Source organism: Cupriavidus sp. 22TCCZM01-5 (genome assembly GCF_057798915.1).
In genome coordinates this window covers 12,676-26,796 of sequence record NZ_JBYOJR010000017.1, presented here as the reverse complement: position 1 = coordinate 26,796, position 14,121 = coordinate 12,676, and the positions used below count along the sequence as shown (strand labels likewise).

Annotated in this window: 9 protein-coding genes; 5 read left to right on the top strand and 4 right to left on the bottom strand. The window is 69.3% G+C overall.

The features are described 5' to 3' along the window. Positions 1 to 49 precede the first annotated feature (49 nt). From AC3FNH_RS17110 to phhA, 3 genes are all read right to left on the bottom strand, one after another. Positions 50 to 754 (bottom strand): response regulator transcription factor, encoded by a 705-nt coding sequence (locus AC3FNH_RS17110; protein ID WP_488720920.1) that lies wholly within the window; start codon positions 752 to 754, stop codon positions 50 to 52. 190 nt (positions 755 to 944) lie between these two features. Beyond that, the gene (locus AC3FNH_RS17105; RefSeq protein ID WP_488720919.1) at positions 945 to 1,247 is read right to left on the bottom strand and encodes a 4a-hydroxytetrahydrobiopterin dehydratase; all 303 of its coding nucleotides are present in this window, start codon (positions 1,245 to 1,247) and stop codon (positions 945 to 947) included. Between the two features lie 99 nt (positions 1,248 to 1,346). Then, the gene (phhA, locus tag AC3FNH_RS17100) at positions 1,347 to 2,297 is read right to left on the bottom strand and encodes a phenylalanine 4-monooxygenase (RefSeq protein WP_276098957.1); all 951 of its coding nucleotides are present in this window, start codon (positions 2,295 to 2,297) and stop codon (positions 1,347 to 1,349) included. Between the two features lie 156 nt (positions 2,298 to 2,453). Here phhA and AC3FNH_RS17095 point away from each other — a divergent pair, with 156 nt between their 5' ends. From AC3FNH_RS17095 to pbpC, 4 genes are all read left to right on the top strand, one after another. Beyond that, positions 2,454 to 2,927: an Lrp/AsnC family transcriptional regulator gene (locus tag AC3FNH_RS17095; RefSeq protein WP_224080162.1), complete on the top strand. Its 474-nt coding sequence runs from the start codon at positions 2,454 to 2,456 to the stop codon at positions 2,925 to 2,927. A gap of 97 nt (positions 2,928 to 3,024) precedes the next feature. Next, a complete protein-coding gene (locus AC3FNH_RS17090) occupies positions 3,025 to 9,102 on the top strand; it encodes an alpha-2-macroglobulin family protein (RefSeq protein WP_488720918.1) in 6,078 nt (2,025 codons plus the stop codon). Further along, complete coding sequence (locus tag AC3FNH_RS17085; protein ID WP_488720917.1) at positions 9,099 to 9,809, top strand: lysoplasmalogenase; 711 nt, start codon at positions 9,099 to 9,101, stop codon at positions 9,807 to 9,809. Before AC3FNH_RS17090 ends, AC3FNH_RS17085 begins: the two co-directional genes overlap by 4 nt. A gap of 26 nt (positions 9,810 to 9,835) precedes the next feature. Then, the gene (gene pbpC / locus AC3FNH_RS17080; RefSeq protein ID WP_488720977.1) at positions 9,836 to 12,040 is read left to right on the top strand and encodes a penicillin-binding protein 1C; all 2,205 of its coding nucleotides are present in this window, start codon (positions 9,836 to 9,838) and stop codon (positions 12,038 to 12,040) included. Here pbpC and AC3FNH_RS17075 read toward each other — a convergent pair. Beyond that, positions 12,026 to 12,964 carry a LysR family transcriptional regulator gene (locus tag AC3FNH_RS17075; protein WP_276098953.1) on the bottom strand — a complete coding sequence of 313 codons (939 nt, stop codon included), beginning with the start codon at positions 12,962 to 12,964 and terminating at the stop codon, positions 12,026 to 12,028. The two genes, pbpC and AC3FNH_RS17075, sit on opposite strands and share 15 nt — an antisense overlap. Positions 12,965 to 13,060: 96 nt before the next feature. Between AC3FNH_RS17075 and AC3FNH_RS17070 the strand changes: the two genes are divergently transcribed. Continuing rightward, positions 13,061 to 14,074, top strand: a complete 1,014-nt coding sequence (locus AC3FNH_RS17070) for an aldo/keto reductase (RefSeq protein ID WP_488720916.1) — start codon at positions 13,061 to 13,063, stop codon at positions 14,072 to 14,074. The last annotated feature ends 47 nt before the right edge of the window (positions 14,075 to 14,121 follow it).

Sequence of the window (14,121 nt, the reverse complement as noted above, 5' to 3'; positions counted from 1 at the left end):
TTTCAGTCAGCTGGCCGGCGCGGTGCCGGCCAGCGCCACGGGCGCGCGTTCATTGGCCGGCGCGGGCCTGCAGCAGGTAGCCGAAGCCGCGCACCGTCACGATCTCGACGTCGCTTTCCTCGAGCTTCTTGCGCACGCGGTGCACATAGACTTCGATGGCGGTGTCGCCAACGGTGTCGCCGCCTTCGCCGGCCGGATGCGCGAAGGTCGCCAGGTGGTCCTGCAGCTGGGCCTTGCTAACCACGCGGCCCTGGCGCTGCAGCAGCAGTTCCAGCACCGCGAACTCGCGCGGCGACAGTTCCAGCGGCTTGCCGTCGATGAACATGCGGCGGTCGTTGCCGGACAGGCGCAGGCGGCCCAGGCGCACGTCGCGGTCGGGCACGGCTTCGCCATGCTGGCTGCGGCGCAGCAGCACGCGCACGCGCGCCTCCAGCTCGGGCAGGGCAAAGGGTTTGACGAGATAGTCGTCGGCACCGGCGTTCAGGCCGGACAGCTTGTCTTCGAGCTCGTCGCGCGCGGTCAGGATGATGACGGGGGTGGTGCGGTTGCGGGCACGGTAGCGCGCCAGCAGCGTCATGCCGTCGATGCCGGGCAGCCCCAGGTCGAGGATGACCAGGTCGTGCTGATCGCGCAGCAGGTGTTCGGTGGCGTAGACGCCGTCATGGACCACGCGCACCTGGTGGCCGGCACGTGTCAGGCCGGCTTCGACGCCGCTGGCGATCTGGCGGTCGTCTTCGATCAGCAGGATACGCATGGCGGCAGTTGGGGCAGGACGTCGGGCATGGCTGGATCAGCCGGGAAGGAAGACAGGAGGCGGCAGGCGCGGCTTGGCGCACACGCGGACACCGCGATCCACAGATTGTACAGGCCAGGGCCCTTGTCTTCCTTTCGGTTTGCCTTCAGCACCGGCCAGCGGTGCCGCGGCCAGCGCGGCCGAGCGCGCCTCAGGCCACCTGCAGCGAAGCGGCGGCCCGCTCGATGAAACGGGCCAGGTCGATGTCGCGCTGGGTCAGGCCGTTAGCGTCGTGCGTGGACAGCGTGATATCTACGCGGTTGTAGACGTTGAACCACTCGGGATGGTGGTCGGCCTTCTCCGCCTGGATGGCGACGCGCGTCATGAATGCGAACGCCGCATTGAAATCGGAGAAGGTGAAGCGCTTCTGGATGGCATCGCGGTTGTCGACGTCGGTCCAGCCGGGAAGTTCGGCGAGCAGGGTGGCGCGCACCTGGGGCGATAGGGGTGTCATGAGGGGCTCGATCAGGGGAAAGAAAAAAACCGGCCCGCCCTGGCGGGCTTGCCGGCATTGTTTCACAAAGCGGAAAACCGTGCGGTCGGCTGCTCGGGGTCAGATATCGTCGCTGTCGCCCCAGCCTTCGCGGGTGCCCACGTTGAGCACCTGGTCGCCTTCGGCCACGTCGCCCGCGCCCAGCGTCGGCAGGTTGCGCAGTTCCTGGTACAGCGGCGCAAAGTCCGGCCGGGTTGCGTCGAACAACTGTTCGAAGTCGTCGATCACGAAGTAGGTTTTCTGGAAGGTGTCGATGCGGTAGCGCGTGCGCATGATACGGCGCACGTCGAAGCCGATGCGGTTGGGGCTGGCCGAATCCAGGCTGTAGATCGACTCGCCCTGGCTGGACAGGATGCCGGCGCCGTAGATGCGCAGGCCTTCGGGCGTGCGGATCAGGCCGAATTCCACCGTGTACCAGTACAGGCGTGCCAGCATGTCGAGCGCGCCCAGGCCAGCCGCCTTGAGGCCGCCCTTGCCGTAGGCCTGCATGTAGTCGGCGAAGACCGGGTTGATCAGCAGCGGCACGTGGCCGAACACGTCGTGGAAGCAGTCCGGCTCCTGCAGGTAGTCGAGCTGCTCGGGCTTGCGCATCCACCAGCTGGCCGGGAAGCGGCGGTTGGCCAGGTGCTCGAAGAACACCTCGTCGGGCACCAGGCCCGGCACGGCGACCACCTGCCAGCCCGTGGCGCGCATCAGCGTCTCGTTGAGCTGGTCGAATTCCGGCACGCGGTCCTTTTCCATGCCCAGCGTGGCCAGGCCCTGCAGGAATTCATTGCTGACGCGACCGCGCAGCATCGACGCCTGGCGCTCGTAGAGCTTGCGCCAGATGGCGTGGTCGGTGCTGGTGTAGCGGTGGACGGGCTGCGCGATGGTGAAGTCCGGGCGCAGTTCCTGGCCGGACAGCAGGCCGGCGTCGAATTGCTCCCTGAGCTTTTCGGTCATGGTGCCCTGGAAGGCGCCGTCGAACTGGCCGGAAGCCTCCTGGACTGGGGCGCTGGCGGAAGCGAGCATCGAATTTGTCTCCTGGGTTTGGCGCGGGGCGCCGTGATGCGGTTTATCTGCGTAGTTTAGGCGTGCGTGGGTGCAATCTGGCCGCAAAATCGGCCTTCATGGCACGCTCGGCGCATATAATCCGCACCATGCTGATGATCAATGCGGAAATTGCGTATGGTTTCACTTGACCAGTTCGACCTGGCGCTGATCGCGGCCCTGCAGGCCGACGGGCGCTCCACCCACCAGCAGCTGGCCGAGCGCGTACACCTGTCGCCCAGCCAGGTCGGGCGGCGGCTTGCGCGGCTGGAAGCCGACGGCGTCATCACGGGCTATCGCGTGAGCCTGTCGACCCAGGCGCTCGGGCTCGGTGTGCAGGTCTTTATCAGCGTCAAGCTGGCGCACCACGGCGACACCATCATCGAACGCTTCGGCGAGGAAATCCTGCTGCTCGAGGAAGTGCAGGAATGCTATTCCGTGGCGGGCGAGGCCGATTACCTGATCCGCGTAGTCGTGCCCGACCTGCCCACCCTGGCTGAGTTCACCATGAAGCGGCTGATGCGGGTGCCCGGCGTGGAGAGTATTCGTTCCAACATTGTCCTGACCGCGCTCAAGTGCGAGGGCGCCTTGCCGCTGTCGCACCTGCGCTGAATTTTTTGTCGGCCGCGTTGCAGGTTTGCGTGCCGGCCTTGCACTCCCAAACGTCACATGTCACCCTCGCCGGGTGCTTTGACGGGAGGATCGCAGGATGATGGGAATCGTTGCCCGATCGGGTCGGGGACTTGGCAGGCGCGCGGCTTGCCGCGCCGTCATGGCGGGCGCGCTGGCCTGGCTGTCGGTGTCGGCCGCGCTCGCGGCGCAGGTGACGCGCTTCTCGCCGGAGGGAACGGTTCCGCAAGTGCGCCAGGTGGCGATCCGCTTCGACGAGGCCATGGTGCCAATGGGCGACGTGCAGGCGGCCGCGCCGGCGGCGCTCTCGTGTACCGGCGCCGCCACGGCGGGGCAGGGACGCTGGGTCGACGCCAGCAACTGGGTCTTCGACTTCGAGCGCGACCTGCCGCCGGGCGTGCGGTGTTCGGTGCGGATGTCCGCCAGCCTGCGCAGCGTGGCGGGCAAGCCTTACGCAGGCAAGGCCGAGTACCGGTTCGAGACCGGCGGCCCCACGGTCGTGTCCAGCCGTCCGTCGGGCGGCGAGATCGAGGAAGACCAGGTCTTTGCGCTGCGCTTCAATGGCGCCGCCACGTCGGCCTCGGTGCGCGATCACGCGTGGTGCCAGGCAGAGGGCCTGGGCGAGCGCATTCCCGTACGCCTGCTGACCGGCAAGGAGCGCGACGCCGTGCTCGAGGCCATCTACTGGAAGCGCCTCGCCAAGGACGCGCCCGATGCGATCCACCTGCTGGCCTGCCAGCAGCGGCTGCCGGCCGGGGCGCGCATGCAGCTCGTGCTCGGCGCCGGCATCGCCACGCCGTCCGGCGTTGCCGCGCGCGACGAGCGCCGCTTCGACTACACCGTGCGCGAGCCGTTCAGGGCGAGCTTCAGCTGCGAGCGCGAGCACGCGCAGTCGCCGTGCACGCCGCTGCGGCCCATGACGGTCTCGTTCTCGGCACCGCTCGCGCGCAAGCTGGCCGAGCAGGTGGTGCTGAAGACGTCGTCCGGCCCGCGCAAGCCGCAGTTCGAGGCCGATCTCGCGCCCGATGCAAGCGTGACGTCGCTGACCTTCGCCGCGCCCTTCCCGGAGAAGGCCGATTTCACGATCGAGATTCCGCGCGACCTGAAGGACGACAGCGGCCGCACGCTGTCCAACGCCGACCTGTTCCCGCTCAAGGTGTCGACCGCGGCCATGCCGCCGCTGGCCAAGTTCGCCGCGGCGCCGTTTGGCGTGGTCGAACGCTTCGGCGAACTGCCCAGGGGCAAGCTGCCGGCCGACTATCCGCCGCTGCTGCCGGTCACGCTGCGCAACGTGGAAGCCGATCTGCAGGTGCGCGGCGTGCAGGCGCAGGCAGGTACGGTGATGAAGCTCAAGGTCGATGACGATGGCGCCGTGCTGCGCTGGCTCGGCCTGGTGCGCCGCATGCACGAGACCAGCTGGACGCGCCTGGAACTCGACGCGGTACTGGCGGGCCGCTCGCCCTACGGCGTGAACAATCCGCGCAATGCGCCGTCGATCGAATCGCGCTCGGTGTCGCTGCTGGAACGTGCGGCGGGCGTGCAGAAGCTCTCGGTGCCAAAGCCTTCGGGCGATGCGCCGCGGCCGTTCGAGGTAGTCGGCATTCCGCTGCCGGAACCGGGCTTCCACGTGGTCGAGATCGCCTCGCCGATGCTTGGCGAAGCGCTGCTGGGCAAGCGTGCGCCCATGTATGTGCGTACCGCCGCGCTGGTCACCAACCTGGGCGTGCATTTCAAGCTCGCGCGCGGCGAAGGCGACGGTTCGATGAGCGGCCTGGCGTGGATCACCGCGCTTGACGATGGCAAGCCCGTGCGCGACGCCGCCGTCGCCGTGCGCGATTGCTCCGGCAGGTTGCTTGGCGAAGGCCGTACCGATGCCAGCGGCATCGCGCGTTTCGCGAAGCTCGACGATGTGCGCGGCCGCAGCTGCGACGGCAACGGCCTGTCTGGCTATTTCGTCTCCGCGCGTATCGCGGCCACGCATCCGGAGGCACGCGGCAAGGCCGACATGGCCTTCGTGATGTCCGACTGGAACCGTGGCATCGAGACGTGGCGCTTCCATGTGCCGACCGATGCCAGCGCCGCGCAGACCGTGCGCGCGCATACCGTGTTCGACCGTACGCTGCTACGCGCCGGCGAAACCGTGTCGATGAAGCATTTCATCCGCGCCGAGACCGCGCAGGGCTTTGCCTTGCCGCCGGCGAACCGCAAGCTGCCGGACACGGTGGTGATCCGCCATGAAGGCAGCGGCCAGACCTATGAGTTGCCGCTGCAGTGGCGCAACACCGCCACCGGCGGGCGCAGCGCGGAGAGCAGCTTCCAGGTGCCACCGGCGGCCAAGCTCGGGGTCTACAACGTCGAGCTGCAGGCCGAAGCCAACCACGGCGGCGATGTCGACGACGACAACGCGCGTTCCTATGCCGGCGGCAGCTTCCGCGTGGAAGCCTTCCGGCTGCCAGTACTGACCGGCACACTGCAGGCCAACGGCGGACAGGGGGGCAAGGGCGGCGCCGTGGTGGCGCCGGCCGAGCTGCCGGTCGGTGTCGAAGTGCACTACGTGTCCGGTGGCGCCGCCATCGGCCTGCCGGTGCGCGTATCGGCGCTGCTGCGCGACAAATGGGTCAGCTTCCCGGGCTACGACGAGTACTCGTTCGCGCCGCCGCGTGTCGCGCGCGAGAACGCCTCCGGCGATGAGGAGATGGACCAGGCCGACGAGGGTCAGGCCGGCGACGGCGGCCAGAAGCTGGTCGCCGACAAGCTGCCGCTGACGCTCGACAAGAACGGCAACGGCACCGTCACGCTGCGCAAGCTGCCAAAGACCGATGCGCCGCGCGACCTGGTGCTGGAAGCCGGCTTCGCCGACCCGAACGGCGAGGTCCAGACGCTGCGCCAGACCGTGCCGGTATGGCCTGCCGCCGTCGTGGCAGGCATCCGCACGGATGGCTGGGTATCGGTGAAGCAGAAGCTGGCCGTGCGCGGCCTGGTGCTCGACACGCAGGGTAAGCCGGTAGCCGATGCGCCGGTGAAATTCAACGCGCGCCTGCGCATGACTACGTCGACGCGCAAGCGCGTGGTCGGCGGCTTCTATCGCTATGACAATCGCAGCGGCAGCCGCGATCTCGGCACGGTGTGCGAGACGCGTACCGATGCGCAGGGCCGTGCGCGCTGCGATGTCACGCTGGACCAGGCCGGCCAGGTCGAACTGATTGCGATTGCGCGAGACAAGGACGGTCGCAATGCGCAGGCCGCATCCACGGTATGGGTCACGCGCCAGGGCGAGCTGTGGTTCGGCGGCGAGAACCATGACCGCATCGACGTGCTGCCAGAGAAGAAGCAATACGCACCCGGCGAGACCGCTGTCTTTCAGGTGCGCATGCCATTCCGCCAGGCCACGGCGCTGATCGCGGTGGAGCGTGAAGGCGTGCTCGAGACACAGGTGGTCGAGCTCAATGGCAGTGATCCCACCGTACGTGTGAAGGTCAAGCCCGAGTGGGGACCCAACGTCTACGTGTCGGTGATGACGATCCGCGGACGCCTGCACGAGGTGCCCTGGTATTCGTTCTTTACCTGGGGCTGGCGCCAGCCGGGCGAATGGTGGCGGGCGTTCCGCAGCGAGGGCAAGGGATACGCGGCGCCCACGGCATTGGTGGACCTGTCCCGGCCGGCCTTCCGTCTTGGCCTGGCGGAGATCCGCGTCGGCAACGAGGCGCATCGGCTCGACGTCACCGTGACGCCCGACAAAGCGTCCTATACCGTGCGCGGCAAGGCGCGCATTGCGCTGCAGGTGAAGCTGCCGGACGGCAAGCCCGCGGCCAATGGCGAGATCGCGCTGGCCGCGGTGGACCAGGCGCTGCTGGAACTGATGCCGAACAACAGCTGGGACCTGCTCGACGCCATGCTGCAGCGACGCAGCTACGGCGTGGAGACGTCTACCGCGCAGATGGAAATCATCGGGCGCCGCCACTATGGGCGCAAGGCGGTACCGGCCGGCGGTGGCGGCGGCAAGAGCCCGACGCGCGAGCTGTTCGACACGCTGCTGCTGTGGAACCCGCGCGTGCAGCTTGACGCAGATGGCAAGGCCACCGTGGAAGTGCCCCTCAACGATTCGCTGACCAGCTTCCGCATCGTCGCCGTCGCTGACCTCGGCGTGGGGCGTTTCGGTACCGGCAGCGCGACCATTGCGGCCACGCAGGACCTGCAGCTGATTTCCGGCCTGCCGCTGCTGGTGCGCGAGGACGACCGCTACCGCGCGATGTTCACGTTGCGCAATACGACAAAGCGGGCCATGACCGTGCAGGCCAGTGCACGCGCCACGCTGGTCGGCGATGCCAGCGCACCACCCGCACCACCCGCACTACCCGCGCAGACCGTGCAGATTCCCGCGGGCGAGGCGCGCGAGATCGGCTGGGATGTCACCGCGCCGGCGCTGCTCGCGTACTCGCGCAGCGGCACGATCCAGTGGGAGGTGCAGGCCGCCGAGCAAGGCGCCGGTGGCGCGGCGGACCGCATCAAGGTATCGCAGCAGATCGTGCCGGCGGAGCCCGTGACGGCGCAGCAGGCCACGCTGGCGCAACTGGCGCCGGGGCTGTCGGTGCCCGTGAAGGCGCCGCCAGGTGCGCTCAAGGATCCGGCCGGCAAGCTGCGCGGCGGCTTGCAGGTGAACCTGCAGTCATCGCTCGCGGGTGGCATGCCAGGCGTGCGCGAGTGGTTCCTCAACTACCCGTTCAGCTGCCTGGAGCAGCGCGCGTCGAAGGCCGTCGGGCTGGCCGACGGCACGGCATGGGAAGCGCTGATGAACCAGCTGCCGTCGTACCTGGATGCGAACGGCCTGGCCTCGTACTTCCCGCTGCGCAGCGACAGCCAGAGTGGCAGCGTCGCGCTGACCGCTTACCTGCTGTCGGTCAGCGACGAAGCCGCGAAAGCGGGGCTGACGCTGCGCGTGCCGGACGAGCTGCGCGCGCAGATGGAACGCGGCCTGGCGGCGTTCGTCGAAGGCCGCATCCGTCCGGATGCGTGGAGCCCTTCGGCAGCCACGATGGATCTGGAAGTCCGCAAGCTGGCCGCGCTCGAAGCGCTGTCGCGCACGGGACACGCGCAGGCACGCATGCTCGGGTCGATCCAGATCCTGCCGGCGCAATGGCCCACCTCCGCGCTGATCGACTGGACCATGCTGCTGTCGCGCATGCAGGATATCCCGCAACGTGAAACCCGCCTGGCCGAAGCGCAGCAGTTGCTGCGCGCGCGCCTGATGGTGCAGGGCACGCGGCTGGCGTTCTCGACCGAGCGCAGCGACGACTGGTGGTGGCTGATGGCCGGCGGCGATGTGAATGCCGCGCGCCTGCTCGCACTCGCCGCGGAACTGCCGGGCTGGAAGGACGAAGCACCGCAGCTTGCCACCGGCCTGATCGGGCGCCAGGTGCGCGGCGCGTGGGGCACAACCAATGCCAATGCGTGGGGCATGCTCGCGATCGCGCGCTTTGCGCAGGCGTTCGAAAAAACGGCGGTGGCGGGCAGCACGCGCCTGTCGGTGAGCGGTGGCGGGGAAGGCGCGCGCAGCTTCGACTGGAGCCGTGCACAACGCCGCGACGGCGTGGCGCAAGGCAGCGTCGACCTGCCGTGGCCGGCCGGGGAGGGCGGCGGCACGCTGCAGCTCGAGCATGCCGGCGCGGGCCATCCGTGGGCCACGGTGCGCGCCATGGCCGCGGTGCCCCTGTCGGGTCCGCTGGCCGCCGGCTACCGGGTGCGCCGCACGGTGACGCCGGTCGAGCAGGCGGTGTCGGGCAAGTGGTCGCGCGGTGACACGTATCGCGTAAAACTCGAGATCGATGCGCAGGCCGATATGACGTGGGTGGTGGTGAGCGATCCGGTGCCGGCGGGCGCAACCATCCTCGGCAGCGGCCTGGGACGTGATTCGGAGATCGCCACGCGCGGCGAGCGGCGCAAGGGCATGGCCTGGGCCGCCTACACCGAACGCACGCCGCAGGCCTACCGCGAGTACTACGAGTACCTGCCCAAGGGCGCGATCTCGGTCGAGTACACGGTACGCCTGAACAATGCCGGTGATTTCGCGCTGCCGCCGACGCGCGTCGAAGCCATGTACGCACCGGACGTGTTCGGTGCCGCGCCGAATGCGCGCCTGGCCGTAGGGGCTCGCCCATGAGCTGGCTCGCGCTCATGATGCCGGCGCGCGTGCGCGAGTGGTGGCTGGCCGGCACCCTGGCGGGCCTGGTCTACGGTGCCTTGCTGGTGCAGGTATCGATGGAGTTGCCGGACGGCGCGCCGTTGACCGGGCAGATTGCAATGCAGCCCGCGTGGAAGACCGCGATGGCGCTGATGCTGGCGCGTGCCGCGTGGTTCCATCGCCCGCTGGGCGAGCGGCGCTGGCTGGTGATTGCGCTGGTGTGCTCGGCGATCGGGGATTTCCTGCTTGCCGTGCCCGCGCTGCGCGTCTCGTTCGTGGGCGGGCTCGGTGCGTTCCTGCTGGCGCACCTGGCCTATCTGCGCGTGCTGGTGCCGCTCGCGGGGGACTGGCGCGCGCACCGGCTGATCGCGTGCGGCGCGATGATCGGCGTGGCGGGTACGATGCTGGGCCGCTTCTGGCCCAACCTGGGCTCGCTCGCGGGGCCGGTCACGGTGTACGTCATCGTGCTGGCGGCGATGGTGTGCGGCGCGCTGGTGGCGAAGCTGCCGACGCCGCTGACGGCGCTCGGCGCGCTGTGTTTTGCGGCCTCGGACATGATGATCGGCATTGCACGCTTCCTGGTGCCGTTCGACAGCTTCCAGCTTGGCATCTGGTGGACGTATGCGGCGGCGCAGGTGCTGATCGTCGCGGGCATCGTGGCCAGGCGCCCAGAGCGTGCGACATGAAGCGGTTCGTGGCGTCGTCCGTCTGCATGGCTGCAGTGATGCTGGCCTCGATAGCGTTGCCGGCGCACGCACTGCCGTCCTTCACGCAAGTCCGGGCCGACTGGCGCAGCAGTGACGTGGTCATCACCGACCGCAACGGCGAAACCGTTGCGCGCGTGCGCGACGATTTCCGCGTGCGCCGCGGTGATTGGGTCACGCTCGCGGAAACCTCGCCGGCGCTGCGCACGGCCATCGTGCTGTCGGAAGACAAGCGCTTTTACGCACACAGCGGCGTCGACTGGCAGGGCGTGGCCGCGGCGGCCTGGGCCAATCTCTGGAACACGCGCACGCGCGGCGCTTCCACGCTGACCATGCAGCTGGCCGGGCTGCTCGATGAAGACCTGCGCAGGCCGGGCAGCGCGGGGCAGGGCCGCAGCGTCACGCAGAAGCTGGGGCAGGCCGCCGGCGCCGCGTCGCTCGAGCGGAGCTGGAGCAAGGACCAGATCCTCGAGGCGTATCTGAACCTGGTGCCGTTCCGGGGCGAACTGGTCGGCCTTTCGGCGATGTCGCAGGCACTGTTCGGCAAGTTTCCGCAAGGGCTGGATGCGCGCGAAGCGGCGCTGGCCGTGGCGCTCGTGCGCGCACCCAATGCCGGCGCCGCGCAAGTCGCGCGACGCGCGTGCGGGATCCTGCGCGAGATGCGCGTGCCGCGCGAATGCGAGGGGCTGGAGGGCTTTGCGCAACTGGCGCTGCTGCGCACGGGCAGCGTCGCGCAGGGCGGCACGGCCGCATCGCCGCAGCCAAGGCAACTGGCGCCGCACCTGGGGCGGATGCTGACGGGCCAGGCGCGAGTGCAAGCGGGTCCCGGAGTACCGGTGCCGCCGTACCTGCGCTCCACGCTGGATGCGGGGCTGCAGCGCGTGGCCGTGGCGAGCCTGCAGCGGCATCTGCGCGAACTGGCCGGCCGCCACGTGGAAGACGGCGCGGTGGTGGTGATCGACAACGCGAGCGGCGACGTGCTGGCCTACGTGGGCTCGTCGGGCGAATTGTCCGGCGCGGCACAGGTGGACCACGCGCAGGCGCTGCGCCAGGCCGGCTCGACGCTGAAGCCATTCCTGTACGAGCAGGCATTGGAGGAGCGCAGGCTGACGGCGGCTTCGCTGCTCGATGACCGGCCGGTCAACCTGCCCGCTGGCGGCGGACTGTACGTGCCGCAGAACTACGACCATCGCTACGCGGGCTGGGTCAGCACGCGCGCGGCGCTGGCGGCATCGCTGAACGTGCCGGCCGTGCGCACGCTGGTGATGGTGACCCCGCACCGCTTCCACAAGCGCCTGGTGGCGCTGGGCCTGCCGCTGACCGAGGCCGGCGACTACTACGGCTACAGCCTGGCGCTGGGCAGCGCGGATGTGTCGCTGCTGGCGCTGACCAATGCGTATCGCGCCCTCGCCAATGGCGGCCGCTATGGCCCGGTGCGCATGCGCGCCGGCATGGCACCCATGCCACCGACGGCGGTGATGTTGCCGGCGGCGAGCTATGTGGTCGGCGACATCCTCTCCGACCGCCATGCGCGCGCGCGCACCTTCGGTCTCGACAGCCCGCTGACCACGCGTTTCTGGACCGCCGTGAAGACCGGTACCAGCAAGGACATGCGCGACAACTGGTGCATCGGCTGGTCGCAGCGCTACACCGTGGGCGTGTGGATCGGCAACGCCAGCGGGGCCAGCATGCATGACGTGTCCGGCGTGTCGGGCGCGGCGCCGGTCTGGCACGACGTGATGGAGGCGCTGCACCGTTCGCAGCCGAGCATGGCCCCTGGCGCGCCGGCGGGTGTCGAGCGGGTGGCCCTGGCCTTCTCCGATGACCTTGAGCCCGCGCGCGAGGAAGTGTTCCTGGCAGGCACGGCGCTCACGCGCGTCAGTGTCGGGACATCGTCCGCGCGGGCTGGCGTGCCGGCCATTGCAAACCCGTCCGACGGAACCATTTTCGCGCTCGATCCCGACATGCCGCCGTCGGCGCAGCGCGTGTGGTTCCACGCCGAAGGCGTGTCCGGCCAGACCGCGCGCACGGTGAGCTGGCGCATGGATGGCAAGCCGCTCGGGCGCGGTGGCGAAGTATCGTGGCTGCCGTGGCCCGGCCGCCATCAGGTGGAGCTGCTGGACGCGGCCGGCAAGGTGGTGCACCGCATCGGCATCGAGGTGCGCGGCGCCGTCGTTACGCCTGGCAAGGCGAGTGGGTCAGCGCGGCGCTGAAGCGGGGCCGCGCGCTTTCAGGAAGTCGACGAACACACGCAGCTTGGGTGGCATCAGCATGCGGCCCGGGTAGTAGAGATAGAAGCCGTCGAACGTTGGCTGCCAGTCGTCGAGGACCGTGACCAGCTCGCCCGAGGCGAGCGCCGCCGCGATGTGCGACGGAAATTCGTAGACCAGTCCGAGTCCCGCCAGCGCCGCCTGGTGCAGCATCGTTTTGTCGTTGGCGATCATCGCCGCGCGCGTCTCGACGGTGACGACGCGACCGCCTTGCGGGCGCTCGAAGAATTCCCAGCGGTACACCTGGCCCGTCGCGCCGAAGCGGTATTGCAGGCAGGCATGCGCGTGCAGGTCGCGCGGCGATTGCGGCGTGCCATGGCGCGCCAGGTACTCGGGCGACGCGGCCACCACGAAGCGCATGGGGCCGGTCACGGGAATGGCCACCATGTCCTGCTGCAGCGCCTCGCCAAGGCGCAGGCCGGCATCGAAGCCTTCGGCGATCAGGTCGACCAGGCGGTCGTCGGTCACGAGATCCACGCAGATGGCCGGATAGGCGCGCATGAAGTCCGTCAGCACCGGCCGCAGCGCAATGGCGGCGGCGGTCACCGAGGAGGTCAGCCGCAGCGTGCCGGCCGGCATGTCGCGTCTGGCGCGCACGTCGTCCGTGGCGGCGCCGATTTCGGCCAGCGCCGGCTCCACGCGTGCAAGCAGCGCCGCGCCGGCTTCGGTCAGCCCGACCCGGCGCGTGGTTCGCTGCAACAGCCGCACGCCGAGGCGGCTTTCCAGATGGCGCACGGTCTGCGAGACGGCCGAGGGGCTCACGGCCAGTGCCTGCGCCGCGGCCGTGAAGCTGCCCAGGCGCGCCACGCGCACGAACGCCGCGAGCGCGGGCAGAGAATCGGCATCGATTGTGAAGTCAGGCTTCATGATGCATGCAGCGTAGCACGCTGGTTCCGGCGCCGTCGACTGGCCATACTTGCCTGCATTCGTCGCCGTGCGCGACGCCACCAGACGGGAGCCAGCATGACCGGAAATACCACTTCGATTCCTACGCGCCAACTGGGCAACCACGGGCCCACGGTCTCCGCCATCGGCCTCGGCTGCATGGGCATGAGCGATTTCTACGGCGCGCATGACGATGCCGAATCGATCCGCACGATCCGGCATGCGCTGGACCACGGCATCACGCTGCTCGACACCGCAGACATCTACGGCCCGCATACCAATGAAGAACTGGTGGGCCGCGCCATTGCCGGGCGGCGCGGCCAGGTCGTGCTGGCGACCAAGTTCGGCATCGTGCGGGACTTGTCGCAGCCGGCGGCGCGCGGCGTCAATGGCCGGCCCGAGTACGTGCGCGCGAGCTGCGAGGCGAGCCTGAAGCGGCTCGGCGTGGACCATATCGACCTGTATTACCTGCACCGTGTCGATCCGCAGGTTCCCATCGAGGAAACCGTCGGCGCCATGGCTGAGCTGGTGAAGGCCGGCAAGGTGCGCTGGATCGGCCTGTCCGAGGCCGGGGCGCAGACCATCGAGCGCGCGCACAAGGTGCACCCGGTCACGGCGCTGCAGAGCGAGTATTCATTGTGGACGCGCGATGTGGAGTTGGACGGCGTCCTGGCTACATGCGAACGGCTGGGCATCGGCTTCGTGCCGTACAGCCCGCTCGGGCGCGGCTTCCTGACCGGCGCGATCCGCAGCCCCGAGGATTTCGACGCGGATGATTTTCGCCGCACCAATCCGCGCTTCATGGGCGAGAACTTCGCGCGCAACCTCGCGCTCGTCGACAAGGTGCGTGCACTGGCGGCTGGCAAGGGCTGCACGCCGGCGCAGCTGGCACTGGCCTGGGTGCTCGCGCGCGGGCCGCAGGTGGTGCCGATTCCCGGCACGCGCCGCGTCGCCAATCTCGACGACAACCTGGGCGCGCTGGAGGTGCGGCTCGACGCAAGGGAGCTCGCCGAGATCGATGCCGTTTTCCCGGCCGGCGCAGCGGCGGGTACGCGCTATGCCGAGCATGTGATGCCGATGCTGGCGCGCTGATGCGGGTGCGGGGCCTGCCGCATAATGGCGGGTCCCGAACCGTGCCC

Excerpts from the sequence above, each read along its gene's own strand:
- AC3FNH_RS17110 (WP_488720920.1), bottom strand. The coding sequence starts at position 754 with ATGCGTATCCTGCTGATCGAAGACGACCGCCAGATCGCCAGCGGCGTC.
- AC3FNH_RS17105 (WP_488720919.1), bottom strand. The coding sequence starts at position 1,247 with ATGACACCCCTATCGCCCCAGGTGCGCGCCACCCTGCTCGCCGAACTT.
- phhA (WP_276098957.1), bottom strand. The coding sequence starts at position 2,297 with ATGCTCGCTTCCGCCAGCGCCCCAGTCCAGGAGGCTTCCGGCCAGTTC.
- AC3FNH_RS17095 (WP_224080162.1), top strand. The coding sequence starts at position 2,454 with ATGGTTTCACTTGACCAGTTCGACCTGGCGCTGATCGCGGCCCTGCAG.
- AC3FNH_RS17090 (WP_488720918.1), top strand. The coding sequence starts at position 3,025 with ATGATGGGAATCGTTGCCCGATCGGGTCGGGGACTTGGCAGGCGCGCG.
- AC3FNH_RS17085 (WP_488720917.1), top strand. The coding sequence starts at position 9,099 with ATGAGCTGGCTCGCGCTCATGATGCCGGCGCGCGTGCGCGAGTGGTGG.
- pbpC (WP_488720977.1), top strand. The coding sequence starts at position 9,836 with ATGGCTGCAGTGATGCTGGCCTCGATAGCGTTGCCGGCGCACGCACTG.
- AC3FNH_RS17075 (WP_276098953.1), bottom strand. The coding sequence starts at position 12,964 with ATGAAGCCTGACTTCACAATCGATGCCGATTCTCTGCCCGCGCTCGCG.
- AC3FNH_RS17070 (WP_488720916.1), top strand. The coding sequence starts at position 13,061 with ATGACCGGAAATACCACTTCGATTCCTACGCGCCAACTGGGCAACCAC.